General features: G+C 38.7%; 18 protein-coding genes, 1 tRNA gene and 1 riboswitch. Of the genes, 11 read left to right on the plus strand and 8 right to left on the minus strand.

Annotation, left to right across the window (positions count from 1 at the left end):
• Nucleotides 1–279 precede the first annotated feature (279 nt).
• Nucleotides 280–606 (plus strand): DUF5339 domain-containing protein, encoded by a 327-nt coding sequence (locus tag ICJ55_RS09545; protein ID WP_025236344.1) that lies wholly within the window; start codon nucleotides 280–282, stop codon nucleotides 604–606.
• Nucleotides 607–737: 131 nt separating this feature from the next.
• Here ICJ55_RS09545 and groL read toward each other — a convergent pair whose 3' ends face one another.
• The 6 genes from groL to secM form a co-directional block, all read right to left on the minus strand.
• Nucleotides 738–2,378 (minus strand): chaperonin GroEL, encoded by a 1,641-nt coding sequence (gene groL, locus ICJ55_RS09550; RefSeq protein WP_188156590.1) that lies wholly within the window; start codon nucleotides 2,376–2,378, stop codon nucleotides 738–740.
• Between the two features lie 16 nt (nucleotides 2,379–2,394).
• Nucleotides 2,395–2,685 (minus strand): co-chaperone GroES, encoded by a 291-nt coding sequence (locus ICJ55_RS09555; protein WP_188156591.1) that lies wholly within the window; start codon nucleotides 2,683–2,685, stop codon nucleotides 2,395–2,397.
• 211 nt (nucleotides 2,686–2,896) lie between these two features.
• Complete coding sequence (locus ICJ55_RS09560) at nucleotides 2,897–3,457, minus strand: YceI family protein (protein WP_188156592.1); 561 nt, start codon at nucleotides 3,455–3,457, stop codon at nucleotides 2,897–2,899.
• 140 nt (nucleotides 3,458–3,597) lie between these two features.
• Nucleotides 3,598–4,008, minus strand: a complete 411-nt coding sequence (gene mutT, locus ICJ55_RS09565) for an 8-oxo-dGTP diphosphatase MutT (RefSeq protein ID WP_188156593.1) — start codon at nucleotides 4,006–4,008, stop codon at nucleotides 3,598–3,600.
• Nucleotides 4,009–4,096: 88 nt separating this feature from the next.
• The gene (gene secA / locus ICJ55_RS09570) at nucleotides 4,097–6,811 is read right to left on the minus strand and encodes a preprotein translocase subunit SecA (protein ID WP_188156594.1); all 2,715 of its coding nucleotides are present in this window, start codon (nucleotides 6,809–6,811) and stop codon (nucleotides 4,097–4,099) included.
• Between the two features lie 58 nt (nucleotides 6,812–6,869).
• Complete coding sequence (secM, locus tag ICJ55_RS09575) at nucleotides 6,870–7,190, minus strand: secA translation cis-regulator SecM (RefSeq protein WP_188156595.1); 321 nt, start codon at nucleotides 7,188–7,190, stop codon at nucleotides 6,870–6,872.
• Between the two features lie 118 nt (nucleotides 7,191–7,308).
• Here secM and ICJ55_RS09580 point away from each other — a divergent pair, with 118 nt between their 5' ends.
• Nucleotides 7,309–7,611, plus strand: coding sequence for a DciA family protein (locus ICJ55_RS09580; RefSeq protein WP_188156596.1), 303 nt, complete (start codon nucleotides 7,309–7,311; stop codon nucleotides 7,609–7,611).
• A gap of 21 nt (nucleotides 7,612–7,632) precedes the next feature.
• Entirely contained in the window at nucleotides 7,633–8,007 is a 375-nt protein-coding gene (locus tag ICJ55_RS09585; protein ID WP_188156597.1) for a copper resistance protein NlpE, read from the plus strand.
• 174 nt (nucleotides 8,008–8,181) lie between these two features.
• On the opposite strand, the gene ICJ55_RS09590 is transcribed toward ICJ55_RS09585, so the two are convergent.
• Nucleotides 8,182–8,271 (minus strand) — tRNA-Ser (locus ICJ55_RS09590).
• Between the two features lie 93 nt (nucleotides 8,272–8,364).
• Nucleotides 8,365–8,676: a BolA family protein gene (locus ICJ55_RS09595; protein WP_188156598.1), complete on the minus strand. Its 312-nt coding sequence runs from the start codon at nucleotides 8,674–8,676 to the stop codon at nucleotides 8,365–8,367.
• 88 nt (nucleotides 8,677–8,764) lie between these two features.
• Here ICJ55_RS09595 and ICJ55_RS09600 point away from each other — a divergent pair, with 88 nt between their 5' ends.
• The 8 genes from ICJ55_RS09600 (at nucleotide 8,765) to ICJ55_RS09635 (ending at nucleotide 16,014) form a co-directional block, all read left to right on the plus strand.
• Complete coding sequence (locus tag ICJ55_RS09600) at nucleotides 8,765–9,352, plus strand: YajG family lipoprotein (protein WP_025236348.1); 588 nt, start codon at nucleotides 8,765–8,767, stop codon at nucleotides 9,350–9,352.
• Between the two features lie 197 nt (nucleotides 9,353–9,549).
• The gene (gene rsmE / locus ICJ55_RS09605; protein WP_188156599.1) at nucleotides 9,550–10,281 is read left to right on the plus strand and encodes a 16S rRNA (uracil(1498)-N(3))-methyltransferase; all 732 of its coding nucleotides are present in this window, start codon (nucleotides 9,550–9,552) and stop codon (nucleotides 10,279–10,281) included.
• Complete coding sequence (locus ICJ55_RS09610; RefSeq protein ID WP_188156600.1) at nucleotides 10,281–10,841, plus strand: YqgE/AlgH family protein; 561 nt, start codon at nucleotides 10,281–10,283, stop codon at nucleotides 10,839–10,841. The genes rsmE and ICJ55_RS09610 overlap by 1 nt, the downstream gene beginning before the upstream one ends.
• Complete coding sequence (gene ruvX, locus ICJ55_RS09615; RefSeq protein ID WP_176671545.1) at nucleotides 10,841–11,254, plus strand: Holliday junction resolvase RuvX; 414 nt, start codon at nucleotides 10,841–10,843, stop codon at nucleotides 11,252–11,254. Before ICJ55_RS09610 ends, ruvX begins: the two co-directional genes overlap by 1 nt.
• Nucleotides 11,255–11,299: 45 nt before the next feature.
• Nucleotides 11,300–12,355, plus strand: coding sequence for an AI-2E family transporter (locus tag ICJ55_RS09620; protein WP_188156601.1), 1,056 nt, complete (start codon nucleotides 11,300–11,302; stop codon nucleotides 12,353–12,355).
• A 168-nt stretch (nucleotides 12,356–12,523) separates the two neighbouring features.
• Nucleotides 12,524–12,620, plus strand: a riboswitch (glycine riboswitch).
• Between the two features lie 117 nt (nucleotides 12,621–12,737).
• Nucleotides 12,738–14,105, plus strand: a complete 1,368-nt coding sequence (locus ICJ55_RS09625) for an alanine/glycine:cation symporter family protein (protein ID WP_188156602.1) — start codon at nucleotides 12,738–12,740, stop codon at nucleotides 14,103–14,105.
• Between the two features lie 43 nt (nucleotides 14,106–14,148).
• Nucleotides 14,149–14,814 carry a thermonuclease family protein gene (locus ICJ55_RS09630; protein WP_188156603.1) on the plus strand — a complete coding sequence of 222 codons (666 nt, stop codon included), beginning with the start codon at nucleotides 14,149–14,151 and terminating at the stop codon, nucleotides 14,812–14,814.
• 3 nt (nucleotides 14,815–14,817) lie between these two features.
• Nucleotides 14,818–16,014, plus strand: coding sequence for an aminotransferase class V-fold PLP-dependent enzyme (locus ICJ55_RS09635; RefSeq protein ID WP_188156604.1), 1,197 nt, complete (start codon nucleotides 14,818–14,820; stop codon nucleotides 16,012–16,014).
• Nucleotides 16,015–16,079: the final 65 nt, after the last annotated feature.

Here is a 16,079-nt window from a genome sequence, read left to right on the forward strand (position 1 = left end):
TCTACCTGTAAATAACCAATTAAAAAATAGTAATTTTGTTATATTCGTCACAAAATTGGTTTATTTATGTAATAAATTCTATATAACCCACTAAATAACTAGGTTATAATAAACAAATTTATAACAAATAATTTACCATTTTAATATATATGGATCTTTTAGCAAAAAAGATCCACTTAATAGATGACTTTTATTTAAACTTCTGCTAGTATCGGCTCGCTTTATTTTGGATAATAAGCAAAACATCAAATTTATTAGCACTTAATGTGTGGAGAACGCATGCTTAAAAGAATTTTAGGAGTTACACTTTGTGCAGTACTGGTTTCCGCTACTGCAATTGCGAATGTGAAAACTTCATCACTTACAGTTGCAAAACCTACTTTAAGTAAAACATTACCAACTGAATGTGAGAAAATGTTTAACACCGCAAATAAATTAGTTTCTGATGCAGAAAAACAGCCGGGTACTCATACTCAATTGGTTAAAATGAAAAATAAACTTTCTTCAACAAAGCAACAAATCCTTAAAATGGATACTGTTCTACAACAAAAAAGTTGTGAGAAAGGTTTAACCGCATTAAATAACCTAAGGCAAAAACATCAATAAGAAAAAGCCAAGCTGGAATAGCTTGGTTTTTTATTGCAAACTTTTCTACAAAAATGACCGCTTGCAGTTCTAATAAATAAAATAAAAGCTACTGAGTTTTTCAGTAGCTTTTATTTATTAAGAACAAACGATTACATCATTCCGCCCATTCCACCCATACCGCCCATTGCGGCTGGATCTAATTTTTCTTCTTTTGGTAAGTCTGTGATCATACATTCTGTCGTGATCATTAAACCTGCAATAGAAGCTGCAAATTGTAATGCTGAACGGGTTACTTTAGTTGGATCTAAAATACCCATTTCTAACATATCGCCATACTGCTCTGTACCTGCATTATAACCATAGTTACCCGAACCATCTTTCACGTTGCGAGCGACTACTGAAGACTCTTCACCGGCATTTGCTACGATTTGGCGTAAAGGTGCTTCCATCGCACGAAGGGCAAGTTTGATACCCACATTTTGTTCCTCATTGTCGCCTTTTAAGGTTGCTGCTACTTTGCTTGCTGCACGCACTAAAGCTACACCACCTCCCGGAACGATACCTTCTTCCACTGCGGCACGGGTAGCGTGTAAGGCATCATCAACACGGTCCTTCTTCTCTTTCATCGCTACTTCTGTTGCCGCACCAACTTTGATGACTGCCACACCGCCGGCTAATTTTGCTACACGTTCTTGCAGTTTTTCTTTGTCGTAGTCTGAGGTTGAATCTTCGATTTGCTGACGAATTTGTGCTACACGACCTTTAATTTGTGTTTCATCACCAATGCCGTCAATAATCGTTGTGTTATCTTTTGAGATCACCACACGTTTTGCTTGACCTAACTCTTCTAATGTCGCTTTCTCAAGCTCCATACCGATCTCTTCAGAAATCACGGTACCCGCAGTTAAGATCGCAATATCTTGTAACATCGCTTTACGGCGATCGCCAAATCCCGGTGCTTTCACCGCAGCCACTTTCACGATACCACGCATTGTGTTCACAACAAGCGTTGCTAATGCTTCGCCTTCAATGTCTTCTGCAATAATCACTAACGGTTTGCCCGCTTTCGCCACACCTTCCAACACCGGTAATAATTCACGAATGTTAGAGACTTTTTTATCCACTAAAAGAATGTACGGATTCTCCAACTCAACCGTACCGGCTTCAGGTTTATTGATGAAATATGGCGATAAGTAGCCACGATCAAACTGCATACCTTCAACCACATCTAAGGCATCTTCTAAACCTGTGCCGTCTTCAACAGTAATTACGCCCTCTTTGCCCACTTTTTCCATCGCTTGAGCAATTAATTTGCCGACGGTTTCATCTGAGTTTGCTGAAATTGTCCCAACTTGCTCGATCTCTTTGGAAGTTTCACACGGTTTTGAAATCACTTTTAATTCTTCAACAACTGCGGCAACTGCTTTATCGATACCACGTTTTAAATCCATTGGGTTCATACCTGCTGCAACCGCTTTCAAGCCTTCATTTACGATCGCTTGAGCTAATACCGTTGCAGTTGTTGTACCATCGCCGGCGGCATCATTGGCTTTAGAGGCAACCTCTTTCACCATTTGAGCACCCATATTTTCAAATTTATCTTCTAATTCGATTTCACGAGCAACAGATACCCCATCTTTTGTAATAGTCGGTGCACCGTATGCACGGTCTAATACCACATTACGACCTTTTGGACCTAAAGTTACTTTTACTGCATCGGCTAAAATATTCACGCCTTTTAACATTTTTACGCGTGCATCATTACCAAATTTAACGTCTTTTGCTGCCATTTTTGCTTTCCTTTTATTATTCTACAATTGCCAAAATATCGTTTTCAGAAAGAATTAACACTTCTTCGCCGTCAATTTTTTCCGTTTTCACGCCATAACCTTCATTGAAGATAACTACATCGCCCACTTTTATCGCTAAAGGCTGAACCGAACCGTTTTCCAATAAACGACCAGTACCCACAGCAATCACTTTACCACGGGTAGATTTAGTTGCTGCCGAACCGGTTAAAACAATACCACCAGCTGATTTTGTTTCAACTTCTTCACGTTTTAAAATTACTTTATCGTGTAATGGACGAAGTGCCATATTCTGTTCCTCTTATAAATTGATGATTGATAATTCTACGCAAAAAGCGTAACGCCTAACAATATAAAGGCGGATTTCAGACTTTCAAGAGCAAGCGATCAAATTTGTAAAAAATTTTGTAAATTTAACCGCTTGATGGTGAAATTTCAGTCAAATAAAAAGAATGAAAAGCATAAAAAAATCCGCATGTAAGTGCGGATTTTTTTAACAATTACTGCTTCGCTGCTTCAATTTGAATTGCAATTTCAACGTCTTTTGTCATACCTACATCAACAAGGTAATTCATACCCCATTGGCTTCTGTCGATAGTCGTTACAAAATCTCCACCGCATACTTCAGCTTTTAACATTGGGCTTTGGTAGCAATTGAATTTGGTCGCTTTTAAAGTTACCGGGTGGGTTTTGCCTAATAGGGTTAAGTTACCTTCTACTTCTGTTACTTTTTTATCGGCAAAATGGAACTTAGTTGAAACAAAACGCATTTCAGGGAATTTTTCAGCGTGGAATAAATCAGCCGATTTTAAGTGGTTGGTAAAATCTTGGCTACTTGCTTGTAAGCTGCTTACCGGAATGGTTACATCAATTGAACCCGTGCCTTTTTCTACATCAAGTTGTAGTTCACCTGTTAAATTGTAGAAACCGCCTACATTGCTACTTGTACCAAAATGGTCAATGCTAAATCTTGCATTTGCGTGATATGGGTCAATTTTATAAGTTGCCGCATTTGCAGATACAGCAGTAATAGCAGCTGCTAACATAACGATTTTTTTCATAAAAGTTCCTCGCTTTAATTGTCGATTTGTTAAATTTTAGTTAAGGAACTTTTATTCTATCCAAATAAAGATAAGGAATAAATGTGCGTTATGAAAAAAGATTATTTCTTTAAAAGAAAGAATAGCAGATGAAACTGCTACTATTCTTGATTTTCTATTTCTGCTTTTAGACGTTTAATCAATTGTGCATTAGCCGGTGGGAAAGCCCCTTCATCTAAATCCGATTGAGCAATCCAAAAGCCCTCTTGCCCTTCTCGTCCAAAAGGTTCATTTACCCATTCTTCTACTAAGTAGAAGAAGAACTCAATAATCTTATTTGGATATTCAAAGCTGAAACTTTCATAGGGAAAAGCACTTAGCACTTGAATACCGATTTCTTCTTCTAACTCACGTTTAAGGGCTTCTTCAGGAGTCTCACTGGCATCAACCTTACCGCCCGGAAATTCTAATGATTGAGCGAAGTCTTGCCCTTCTAAACGTTGGGTCAAATAAATTTGCCCAAATTCGTTGCGGATAATACCGGCTGATACTTGAATAATCGGTTTTGACATAGATTTCCTTTACTCTTTTTATAAGTTCAAGCGGTCAGATTTAGACGATAATTTGCAAATTTCTGTCTAAAAATAACCGCTTGTATCATTATGCGTATTTCGCTTTATTGCCGTGACAATGTTTATATTTTTTGCCTGAACCACAAGGGCAAGGATCGTTACGACCAATGTTTAAGTTTGACAATTCTTCATCGCTTAAACTTTCAAGAGCCACTTGCTGTTCTGACTCATCGGTTGTTAATTGTTCCGCAGTTTTCGCCTCCAATTCAGCTTGCAAGCGTTGAGCCTCTTCCACCTCTTCTTGGCTACGTACTTGAATACGGCTTAAAATGCTGATCACGTTCAGCTTTAAGGTGTTAAGCATATTGGTAAACATTGCAAAAGACTCTTTTTTATACTCTTGCTTCGGATCTTTTTGGGCATAACCACGCAAGTGAATGCCTTTGCGTAAGTAGTCCATTGAAGAAAGATGCTCTTTCCATAATTCATCAAGGTTTTGTAGCATTACCCCTTTTTCAAAATTACGCATTACTTCAGAGCCAACTTTCTCTTCTTTCGCTTTATATTCTTCAATAGCAATATTTAGAATACGCTCACGCAAGGTTTCTTCGTGTAGATCTTTTTCGGTTTCTAACCAATGAGCAATTGGTAAATCTAAGCCAAACTCACGGCGTAAACGCTCTTCCAAGCCCGGTACGTCCCACATTTCTTCAATAGATTGAGGTGGAATATACTCGCTGACGGTACTATCAAATACATCTTGGCGAATAGTTTCAATCATTGATGAAATATCATCAGTATCCAATAAGTGATTACGTTGTTCATAAATCACTTTACGCTGTTCGTTCGCTACATCATCATATTGTAAGAGGTTTTTACGACCATCAAAGTTATGAGCTTCCACTTTTGCCTGTGCCGATGCAATTACTTTGGTTAATAGTTTAGATTCCATCGCTTCGCCTTCTTCAGTAAAGGCTTTACGCATCATATTTAATTTACCTTCGTTGAGATAAATTCGCATCAATGTATCATCTAATGATAAGTAGAAACGTGATGAGCCAGGGTCGCCTTGACGACCAGAACGACCACGCAACTGGTTATCGATGCGACGAGACTCGTGACGTTCTGTACCAATAATATGCAAACCACCTGCTTGCATTACCGTGTTGTAACGCTCTTGCCAGGCTGATTTAATTTCATCAATTTGTTCTTGAGTTGGGTTTTCAAGTTTGGCAATTTCCATTCTCCAGTTACCGCCAAGCACGATATCTGTACCGCGACCAGCCATATTCGTTGCAATGGTTACTGCTCCCGGTGCACCTGCCTCCGCTACAATTTCTGCTTCTTGGGCGTGGAATTTCGCATTTAAAACGTTGTGTGGAATACCTGCTTTAGTTAATTCTGCCGATAATAATTCTGATTTTTCGACCGATGCCGTACCCACTAGCACGGGCTGCTGGCGTTCCATACAATCTTTAATTTCGGTAATAATCGCCGCAAATTTTTCCGCTTCGCTTTTGAACATTAAGTCCGTGCGATCCACACGGATAATCGGTCTGTTGGTTGGCACAACAACAGTGTTTAAACCATAAATTTGTTGGAATTCAAAGGCTTCTGTATCTGCCGTACCTGTCATACCCGCTAATTTTTCATACAAACGGAAATAGTTTTGGTAAGTAATAGAAGCAACAGTTTGGTTTTCACCTTGAATATTTACACGCTCTTTGGCTTCAATCGCCTGGTGTAAACCATCAGACCAACGACGACCCGCCATTGTTCGACCGGTGTGTTCGTCAATGATGACAATCTCGCCATCTTTTACAATATAGTCCACATTGCGTTCAAATAATTTATGAGCACGCAACGCCGCACTTACGTGGTGTAAAAGCGAAATACGAGCCGGGTGATACAAACTCTCGCCTTCTTCCATTAACCCCATTTGAGTAAGGAAGTCCTCTACTTTCACCATACCACGCTCAGTTAAATGAGCCTGTTTGTTTTTCAGATCTAAAGTGAAATCACCCTCGCCTGTGTATTCTTCGGTATCTTCTTTATCTTGTGCAATCAAATGCGGAATAATTTGATCCACTGCTTGGTAAATCTGAGTGGCATCTTCCGCAGGTCCTGAAATAATTAATGGCGTGCGGGCTTCATCAATTAAAATAGAGTCAACTTCATCCACTAATGCATAGTGCAATTCACGTTGGAAACGCTCATTTCTATCGTGAGCTAAATTATCACGCAAGTAATCAAAACCTAATTCACTATTGGTTGAATAGGTAATATCCGCTTGGTATGCCGCACGTTTAACCTCTGGGGCTAAGCCCGGAATATTTACACCAACAGTTAAGCCTAAAAATTCAAATAATGGACGGTTAGTTTCCGCATCACGGCGAGCAAGGTAATCATTCACGGTTACAACGTGAACCCCTTTACCGGTTAAAGCATTCAAATAGCAAGGCAGAGTTGCCGTTAATGTTTTCCCTTCACCGGTACGCATTTCGGCAATATTACGCCCGGTTAAAACCATACCGCCAATGAGCTGTACATCAAACGGACGCATACCTAATACTCGTTTACTCGCTTCTCTAACCGTTGCAAAGGCTTCAGGCAATAAACTGTCTAAGGTTGCTCCATCCGCTAAACGTAATCTAAATTCAGCCGTTTTGGCTTTTAATTCTTCGTCAGATAGCTGTTCAAATGTCGGCTCAAGTTTATTAATTTGCACCACTCGTTTTCTTAAACGTTTTAGTGTACGGTCATTGCTTGAGCCAAAAATAGAGGTAAGTAATTTTGAAATCATTGTATTTTCCTAAATATAAATATTGTTAATTATTTGAGTTTAAACGTTAAATTTATAATTAGGCGTGAGGTCCTGCTCGGATTGGATAAATATTTTGCTTATCCAAGCGGTAAGATTTGGTAAAAAATTCGCAAAAATTGACCGCTTGTGGTTTAATTTCCACAACGTTATCGTTCAATTCTACGATAAAAAGTGATTGCTGCTCTAACTCATTCGTAGCTTGAGCATACTGAAGAAAAGATTGATTAATGACTGCTTCTTGTTCACTTTCATTCGGATTAACCGCCTGAATCTCAGGTAATGCAAGCATCGCAACCATTCCGAAAAAAAGTTGCGACCAAAAAGGCGTTTTATGAAAGTGTTTAAAAAATAAGCTCATTAAGTTAAGATTAAATAAAAATTTAAGTGATTATACGCTAAATTTAATCAGAGTTATCAAATAATTGGGTCAAGTAACGTAAAATCAAGTATAAAAATAGAGATAAAGTAAATAATAGATGAAAAATTCAGCACCTAAAAAGATTAACGACATTTTACAGAACTCCACTTTAAGTCGAATTGTCGAAAAGGCAAATTTTGTGAATGATTTAAACCAAAAAATTCAGAAAATCTTGCCACAATCTTATCGTGGACTTTACCGAGTGGCAAATTTAGTTGATAATCAACTCATTATTAATGTACAAAGTGCAACCGTAAGACAAGGTTTATTGTTACAACAAGCCTCTCTGTTAGCACAGATACAGACCGATTTACCTGAAATAACCCGGCTTGAATTTAAAGTAAATCCGAGCGTTAAATAGTTTAAAAAAGAGGAAAATAATATGAAAAAAATCGCACTCATTGGATTTACCGCGACTATGTTAGGTGCGTGTTCATTGTTGCCGCAAAAAAGCGTAACGGGTACTTATGCAGGCGTATTTCCTTGTGCCGACTGCGAAAAAATTCAAGCACAGCTTACCCTAAACGCAGATAGAACTTATCAGTACGATACCGTCTATTTCAAAGATAAAAAAGAGTATACTTACCGTGATAACGGCACATACACTTGGGAAGCAAACAAATCAAATGTTATCCGTTTAGAACAAGCCTCCGGTAGCTTGGCATTCCTAATTTCCGATCAATATGTTGAACTGTGCGATCCGAATGGTAATACAGTAAAAAGTACAAACAATTATAAATTGAACAAAATTCGTTAATATACTACTTAGCAAAAGAGATTCTTAGGAATCTCTTTTTTATTGCTATTTTGAATAGAATAAAAAAATCCCCAAACAAAAATGTTTGGGGATAACCTAAAAATAAAAAAGTATTTCTACTTTTACTTAACCAAGGAAATATCTATGAAAACAGTAAGGAATCTTTCATTATGATGGCGGTGAGAGAGGGATTCGAACCCTCGATACAGTTTCCCATATACACGCTTTCCAGGCGTGCTCCTTCAACCACTCGGACATCTCACCGAATCAACAAAAAGATGGCATAAATATAGCAATATTACGACTTTATTTCAAGTATTTTCTTCACAAAATAAATTAAATCAAATTTTGAACGGTTCACTGCCCAATACCTAAACAATTTGGCGATTTTGGCACAATTCCACCAATTTCAGCCCACTCACTTTGTGTGTATAAATGGAGAGCCAATGCGTGAACGCCATTTTCCAATTCTTCCGCCAAACAAGCATAAACCGCTTGATGACGAGCTACTGCTCTTTTTCCTTCAAATTTGTCAGACACCAGCGTTAATTTAAAATGGGATTCAGCTCCCCGACCTGAACTGTGCATATAGCTTTCATTTTCAATATTCAACACAATTGGCGAAAATTCGTTATTTATTTTATTAATAATGGCTTGTTCTACTAACATTTTTGTTCTCTTTCATTGAAAATTAAGGCTAAATAATACTATACTAGTGGAAATTTTTCTCATAATTTATTAAACAGAAGGATTTATTATGAAATTATCTAAAAAAACCTTAGTTTTAGCGACAACCTTTGCAGCAGCTTTATTAGCGGGTTGTCAAAGCCAATCAAATACTTTAACTTTTGCAACACCAACCCCAACTGCGGTATTTAACACCAACAATCAAACTGCTGCGGTAAATGTGATGACACAAGATTTACGCACCTCACGCGAAATTGCAAGCTACACTAAAAATGGTGAATTAATTCGTTTAACCGCTGTGCCGGAAGTGGCTGCGATGTTCCAACAAGCAGTACAGCAAGACCTTAACGCAAAAGGCTTCCAAATTGTGCAAGGTGCAGCAAATGCAAATGTTACTGTGAATATTCGTAAATTCTTCGCAACTGTTGAACAAGGCAATTTACGCTATAAAGCTGATGCACAAGTTGGTGTTGAAGTTACTGTTCAAGGTTCAAGAGGCAACTTCAGCAAAAACTTCAACGCAACACGCGGTTATGAAGGAGCATTTGGTGCAAACAACGATGAAATCAAAAAGGTGCTAGACCAAGCGTATTCTGATGTTGTTAAAGCAATTTATAACGATAACGAAATCGCAGCAGCAATTCATCAATTCAAGTAATTGATATTGAACTCATCTTACAAGCGGTTAAATTTGCTCAGTTTTTTGCAAAAAATTGAAGAAATTTAACCGCTTGTTGTTTTCTATTTTGTAATGTTGCTTGAAAATAGCATAAATTCAATTTACTGTTAAACAATTTGCCCTTACCATAAGGCAGACATAAGGTCTGCCTTTGATATATTTTAAATAGATATAAAATGAGAATCCCAAGAATTTACCACTCAGAGCCATTAGCTAATCAGCAAAGTTGTATTTTAAGTGAAGATGCATTTAATCACGTTGGGCGTGTGCTGCGAATGAAAGAAGGCGAGCAAATTATTTTGTTTGATGGATCAAACCATATTTTTAACGCTACATTACAAGCGGTCGAAAAACGTCAAATTATTGCAAAAATTCATTCAAGTGAATTAGATGATAGAGAATCCAAGTTGCCTATTCACTTAGGGCAAGTAATCTCCAGAGGCGATAGAATGGAATTTACCATTCAAAAATCGGTGGAATTGGGTGTAAAAATTATTACCCCACTTTGGTCGGAGCGGTGTGGCGTAAAACTCAATGATGAACGACAAGATAAAAAACTGCAACAATGGCATAAAATTGCAATTGCCGCGTGCGAGCAATGCGGACGAAATGAAATTCCTGAAATTCGCCCGATTATGAAGCTCACCGATTGGTGCAAAGAGCAAGATGAAATGCTAAAACTTAACCTGCACCCAAGAGCTAAATATACTATTCGTGAACTACCAAATGTACCGAGTGCGGGAGTACGCTTACTAATTGGTTCAGAAGGTGGATTATCGGCGGAAGAAATTGCGATGACCGAAAGTGAAGGCTTTACTGAAGTATTATTAGGCAAACGTGTATTACGCACAGAAACTGCCTCACTTGCCGCCATTACTGCCCTACAAGTGTGTTTTGGAGATATTTAATGCTAGAAAATTTACAAGGCAAATTCCTTATTGCTACCCCAGAAATGGACGATGATTATTTTGAACGCACGGTGATTTATATTTGCGAGCATAATCAGCAGGGGGCAATGGGTGTTGTAATTAATACACCTACCGATCTTTCTGTACTCGAACTGATTACCCGTATGGATTTCCAAATGGCAAATCAGCGTGATTATAATAAAGATCAAATGGTGCTCAGTGGTGGACCGGTTAATCAAGATCGCGGTTTTATCATTCATACCAAAACAGAAAATGATTTTATCCACACTTATCCGATCACTAATAAAATCACACTTACTACATCAGGCGATGTGTTAGACTCTTTCGGCACCCCCCAATCGCCGGAAAAATTTATTGTTTGCTTAGGCTGCTCAACGTGGCGAACCAATCAGCTGGAGCAAGAAATTGCACAAAATTATTGGATTGTATCTGAAGCAAATGAAAAAACCTTGTTTGAAACCGGCTATTTAGATCGCTGGGCAGAAGCCTATGAAATGATGGGGCTTTCAGGTATACCAGCTAGAGCAGGGAGAGCTTAATGTCTGAAACTGTGATTGCCTTCGATTTCGGCACAAATAGCATTGGTTGTGCTGTTGGTCAAAGTATTACCGGCACGGCTCAAGGCTTGAGTTCATTTAAAGCCCGAGACGGTATTCCAAAATGGGAAGAAATTGGTAAACTGTTGCAAGAATGGAAGCCCGATATTTTAGTTGTCGGCTTACCATTAAATATGGACGGAACAGAACAGCCTTTAACCCAAAGAGCCCGAAAATTCGCTAACCGCTTAAACGGACGTTTTAATTTGCCTGTTGAGTTACAAGATGAACGTTTAACCACCGTTGAAGCCAAAGCGGAAATTTTTTCTCGTGGTGGCTACAAAGCATTAAAAAAGGATAAAGTGGACTCCATTTCCGCTTGTTTAATTTTAGAAAGCTGGTTTGAAAATCGGTAATTTGCAAAAAATTAACGATTTTCGACCGCTTGTAAAAGGATATTTATGATACTTTCATCTAGCCGTAGTTTAGTTTCTATCGCTGCAATCATTATTATTTTAGCCGGTATTAAATTGTCTAGTGAGATTGTAGTGCCATTTCTCCTCGCACTTTTCATTGCGATTATTTGCTCGCCAATGATTAATTTTATGACGAAGCGGAAAATTCCGCTATGGTTAGCAATTACACTCTTGCTGATAGTGATTCTGTTAGGTTTTACCTTTTTTGCAGGCATTATTAATAGCTCATTGCAAGAGTTTACCAGTTCAATACCGCAATATAAAACTCAGCTCTCAACCAGAGTTCGTGCCCTATTGGAATTTGCACAGCAGTGGAATTTACCAATTCATATTTCACAGGAAGAACTGATGAGCAAATTTGACCCAAGCTCCATTATGAATTTTGTCAGTTCGCTATTGGTGGGGCTTTCCGGTACATTATCAAATATTTTTGTGGTCTTTTTAATCGTCATTTTTATGCTAATGGAAATGCCTGTAGCGAAATATAAACTAGCTTTAGCGTTAAGTGAAGATGATGATTTACGCAATGAAAAAGAGTACATCAACCAAGTATTAGAAGGCGTAATCGGTTATTTAGGCGTAAAAACCTTTGTTAGTCTTCTTACCGGTATTTTTGTATGGATTTTATTAACATCGTTAGATGTCCAATACGCTATTTTATGGGCTATGTTTAGCTTCTTACTTAACTATGTTCCGAATATCGGTTCAATTTTGGCAGGCATTCCTATTGTTATTCAAGCCCTCATATTAAATGGCTTTTCAATCGGGCTAGGAACATTAATCGGTATGGTTGCCATTAATATGGTTATCGGTAATGCCTTAGAGCCTCGTTTAATGGGTAAAAAGCTAGGACTTTCAACTCTAGTGGTATTCCTTTCACTTCTGTTTTGGGGCTGGTTGCTCGGAGCGGTGGGAATGTTGCTTTCTGTTCCTTTAACAATGGCGTGTAAAGTCGCGTTAGAATCAAACAAAGACACAAGAAAATATGCCGTATTGTTCAGTGATTTAGAAGAAGTGCCAAGAGGCAAAAAATATCACTAAATAACTTGACGAGCGAAAAAGAGTTGCTAGAATTTGGCAACTCTTTTTTATTTCACAAACTGAAATAAATCAGATTGTTCGGATGAAGGTAGCTGGAGAGAAATGAATTAACATTTCACCGACGAGGCAAACTCTTTCAGGTGCAACTAAGTTGCGAGGACTGTTACTGGACGAACCCTTGGAGAGAGCTGATGAAAAATCAGCCGCCGAAGGCGAAAATGCAGCAATGTGTGAAACGCTCAGGCAAAAGGACAGGGGAGAAAAGTTATACAATACAAGCGGTTGTTTTTTGCTGATTTTTTGCAAAAAATTTCCGTTTTTTAACCGCTTGTTCTAGCATTCCTTTTCTTTCCTTGTAAGTTATTTTTACGAGGAACATTTAATGTCAATCGACACCATTCTTAATCAAATCAACAGTTTTATTTGGGGTCCGCCGCTTCTGATTTTAATTTCAGGCGTAGGGATTTATCTCACTCTTGCCTTAAAAGGCATTCAATTAAGCCAACTTGGGCGAGCGTTCGTTTATATGTTCAAACCTGAAAAAGGGAAAGGGCAATCGGGAGACATCTCAGCTTTTGCAGCCCTTGCTACTGCCCTTGCAGCGACTATCGGTACAGGGAATATTGTTGGTGTTGCCACCGCAATTCATTCGGGCGGACCGGGGGCATTATTTTGGATGTGGCTTATCGCCCTATTCGGTATGGCAACTAAATACGCCGAAGGCTTGCTTGCGATTAAATATCGTACTAAAGATAAAGCGGGCTTTGTTGCCGGCGGACCAATGTACTATATCGAATTAGGTATGGGTAAACAATGGCGTTGGCTTGCTAAAGCCTTTGCTTTTTTCGGAGTATTAGTGGCGTTACTCGGTATTGGCACTTTCCCACAAGTAAATGGCATTACGCACGCCTTAGAAAGTACCTTCGATGTGCCAATTCTCTTTAGTGCTATTATTTTAACGCTGATTGTAACTGCAATTATTCTTGGCGGTGTAAAACGTATTTCTAAAATTGCAACCATTGTTGTGCCGTTTATGGCTATCGCTTATGTTGTTGCCTCACTGTGTGTGATTATTCTCAACGCCGAAAAAGTACCACAAGCTATCGTTACTATTGTTCACGCTGCCTTTAATCCGCAAGCAGCATTAGGTGGAGCATTTGGTTTTACTGTAATGCAAGCCATTCAGCTGGGTGTAGCACGCGGTATTTTCTCGAATGAATCAGGCTTAGGCTCAGCCCCGATTGCAGCAGCCGCTGCTCAAACCAAAGAACCTGTGAGACAGGGCTTAATTTCAATGACAGGCACATTTTTAGATACTATCATTGTTTGTACAATGACAGGCTTGGTTATTATTATTTCAGGTGCTTGGACAGGTGATATTAAAGGTGCAGCTCTCACGACAACTGCCTTTACTCAAGGCTTAGACAGCTCATTTGGTGCAATTATTGTAACAGTTGGCTTAGTTTTCTTCGCATTCACCACTATTTTAGGCTGGTGTTATTATGGTGAACGTTGTTTTGTCTATTTAACACGTGGACGAACCCAATACATCAAGCTCTATCGCATTTTATTTATTGCGTTAATTGCCGCTGCCCCATTTTTACAACTCGATACTATCTGGACAATTGCCGATATTGTAAACGGTTTAATGGCATTCCCAAATCTCATTGCAATTATTGCTTTACGCAAAGTAATTATTAGCGAAACCAAAGATTTCTTTGCTCGCCTTAAAAAAGGCGAAACAGAATAAAAACTGATAGAATATAGGGCAATTTAGCCCTATATTTTTATTTATGAAATTTTTATACACCTTTATTTTTTGCCTATTGTTTTCCATTAGCTATGCAAATGAGCGACAAATCAATTGCAAAGTGGTGGGAATTAGCGATGGCGATACCTTAAGTTGCTTAGTAAACAAAGCACCGCTCAAAGTGAGATTGATACATATTGATGCACCTGAACAATCCCAACCTTATGGAAATAGAGCTAAACAAGCTCTGGCTCAGTTAGTGTTTAAACAAAACATTACTGCCGTGATTTCAGGATACGATCGCTATCAACGCTTACTTGCCACCCTCTATTTAAACGGTAAAAACATCAATTTAGCCTTAGTAGAAAACGGTATGGCGTGGGCTTATACCACAAAGCGAGAGTACATTGAGGCACAAAATCAAGCAAAACACGCCAAAATCGGCTTATGGCAGGACAAATTCCCGATTAACCCGAGCCAATGGCGAAAAACACACGCCTCAACCTTACCACAAGCGGTCAAAAAATCGGAAAATACTGCAATTCCGCCAACAACGATTGATTGCCAAGTTAAATTAAGCTGCAACCAAATCGGCAATTACGAACAAGCAAAACACTACTTTCAACAATGCGGTTGGAAAGCGTTAGATGGTAATAATGACGGCATTCCGTGCAATAAACTTTATCGAAAATCACAAAATAGGAACTAATTTATGCTAAATACTCAATTCCGTTCCCACTTCCCTTTTTTTGAAAAATCGGACGGCTGGACGTATTTAGATTCCGCCGCCACAACGCTAAAACCTGATGTATTAATTCAAGCAACAAACGATTTTTACGCTTCTGCTGGCTCTGTACATCGTAGCCAATATGATTTACCACAAACGGAGCAATATGAGCAGGCTCGTGATTTAGTTACTAAACGCTTTAATGTGGAAACTTGTGAAGCGGTAATTTGGACAAGTGGTACAACCCAAAGTATAAACATTGTGGCTTATGGCTTGGAGCATCAAATTGCGGAAGGTGATGAAATTGTGATTTCAGTGGCAGAACATCACGCCAATTTTATTCCTTGGCAACAACTTGCCGAACGCACGGAGGCAAAACTTATTGTGCTGCCACTTAATGAACAGTATCAAATTGAAGCTGAAACACTTAAAAATGCGTTGTCAGAAAAAACCAAAATCGTCGCTTTTAATTTAGTTTCCAATGTAACAGGGGTTCGCCAACCTGCGGAACACTTAATCCCAATTATTCGCCAGCACAGTTCCGCTAAAATTGTGTTAGATATTGCTCAAGCTGTATGTTGTGAGCAAGTGGATGTGCAAAAACTTGATGCAGATTTCTACGCTTTTTCCGCCCATAAAATGTATGGTTCAAACGGTGTAGGCGTGCTGACCGGCAAATTGCAAAGTTTGGAGCAAATTCAACCGCTTGTATTCGGCGGCAAAATGCTGAAAAACATTACTGAAAGTGAACTAACTGTAGCAGATTTGCCTTACCGGTTGGAAGCTGGTACACCAAATATTGCAGGTATTATTGGTTTTGGACAAGTTTTGGCTTGGTTAGAGAACTGGAATTTTACAGAACTTAATCAACAACTTTATACGTTAGCAGAATACACCCGCAAGCGGTTAAATTCTTATCAACATTTGCAAATTATCGGACAACAAAATACACCGACTATTAGTTTTGTGGTTAAAGATCAGCACCCTGCCGATATTGCGGCTTTTTTGACCCAGAGTAAAATCGCTATTCGGCACGGCGAACATTGTGCTAAGCCTTATTTGCGTTATTTGCAAGAAAGCGGCACACTTCGCCTTTCGCTGGCTCATTACAATACAAAAGAGGATATTGAGCATTTTTTCAACGCCTTAAATTTTGCACTCGAAATTTTGCAAGAAAGCTAAGCTAAATCAAAAAATACATATTTTTTAGTAGAACGAAAAGGCTGAATATTGTAATCTTTACACTA

Source organism: Mannheimia bovis, assembly GCF_014541205.1.
Classification (GTDB): domain Bacteria; phylum Pseudomonadota; class Gammaproteobacteria; order Enterobacterales; family Pasteurellaceae; genus Mannheimia; species Mannheimia bovis.

Bases quoted from the DNA above. Each gene is read 5' to 3' on its own strand.
- secA (WP_188156594.1), bottom strand. From the start codon at position 6,811: ATGATTTCAAAATTACTTACCTCTATTTTTGGCTCAAGCAATGACCGT.
- ICJ55_RS09555 (WP_188156591.1), bottom strand. From the start codon at position 2,685: ATGGCACTTCGTCCATTACACGATAAAGTAATTTTAAAACGTGAAGAA.
- groL (WP_188156590.1), bottom strand. From the start codon at position 2,378: ATGGCAGCAAAAGACGTTAAATTTGGTAATGATGCACGCGTAAAAATG.
- ICJ55_RS09545 (WP_025236344.1), top strand. From the start codon at position 280: ATGCTTAAAAGAATTTTAGGAGTTACACTTTGTGCAGTACTGGTTTCC.
- ICJ55_RS09620 (WP_188156601.1), top strand. From the start codon at position 11,300: ATGATACTTTCATCTAGCCGTAGTTTAGTTTCTATCGCTGCAATCATT.
- ICJ55_RS09585 (WP_188156597.1), top strand. From the start codon at position 7,633: ATGAAAAAAATCGCACTCATTGGATTTACCGCGACTATGTTAGGTGCG.
- rsmE (WP_188156599.1), top strand. From the start codon at position 9,550: ATGAGAATCCCAAGAATTTACCACTCAGAGCCATTAGCTAATCAGCAA.
- secM (WP_188156595.1), bottom strand. From the start codon at position 7,190: ATGAGCTTATTTTTTAAACACTTTCATAAAACGCCTTTTTGGTCGCAA.
- ICJ55_RS09600 (WP_025236348.1), top strand. From the start codon at position 8,765: ATGAAATTATCTAAAAAAACCTTAGTTTTAGCGACAACCTTTGCAGCA.
- ICJ55_RS09625 (WP_188156602.1), top strand. From the start codon at position 12,738: ATGTCAATCGACACCATTCTTAATCAAATCAACAGTTTTATTTGGGGT.
- ICJ55_RS09635 (WP_188156604.1), top strand. From the start codon at position 14,818: ATGCTAAATACTCAATTCCGTTCCCACTTCCCTTTTTTTGAAAAATCG.
- ICJ55_RS09595 (WP_188156598.1), bottom strand. From the start codon at position 8,676: ATGTTAGTAGAACAAGCCATTATTAATAAAATAAATAACGAATTTTCG.
- ICJ55_RS09610 (WP_188156600.1), top strand. From the start codon at position 10,281: ATGCTAGAAAATTTACAAGGCAAATTCCTTATTGCTACCCCAGAAATG.
- ICJ55_RS09560 (WP_188156592.1), bottom strand. From the start codon at position 3,457: ATGAAAAAAATCGTTATGTTAGCAGCTGCTATTACTGCTGTATCTGCA.
- ICJ55_RS09630 (WP_188156603.1), top strand. From the start codon at position 14,149: ATGAAATTTTTATACACCTTTATTTTTTGCCTATTGTTTTCCATTAGC.
- ICJ55_RS09580 (WP_188156596.1), top strand. From the start codon at position 7,309: ATGAAAAATTCAGCACCTAAAAAGATTAACGACATTTTACAGAACTCC.
- ruvX (WP_176671545.1), top strand. From the start codon at position 10,841: ATGTCTGAAACTGTGATTGCCTTCGATTTCGGCACAAATAGCATTGGT.
- mutT (WP_188156593.1), bottom strand. From the start codon at position 4,008: ATGTCAAAACCGATTATTCAAGTATCAGCCGGTATTATCCGCAACGAA.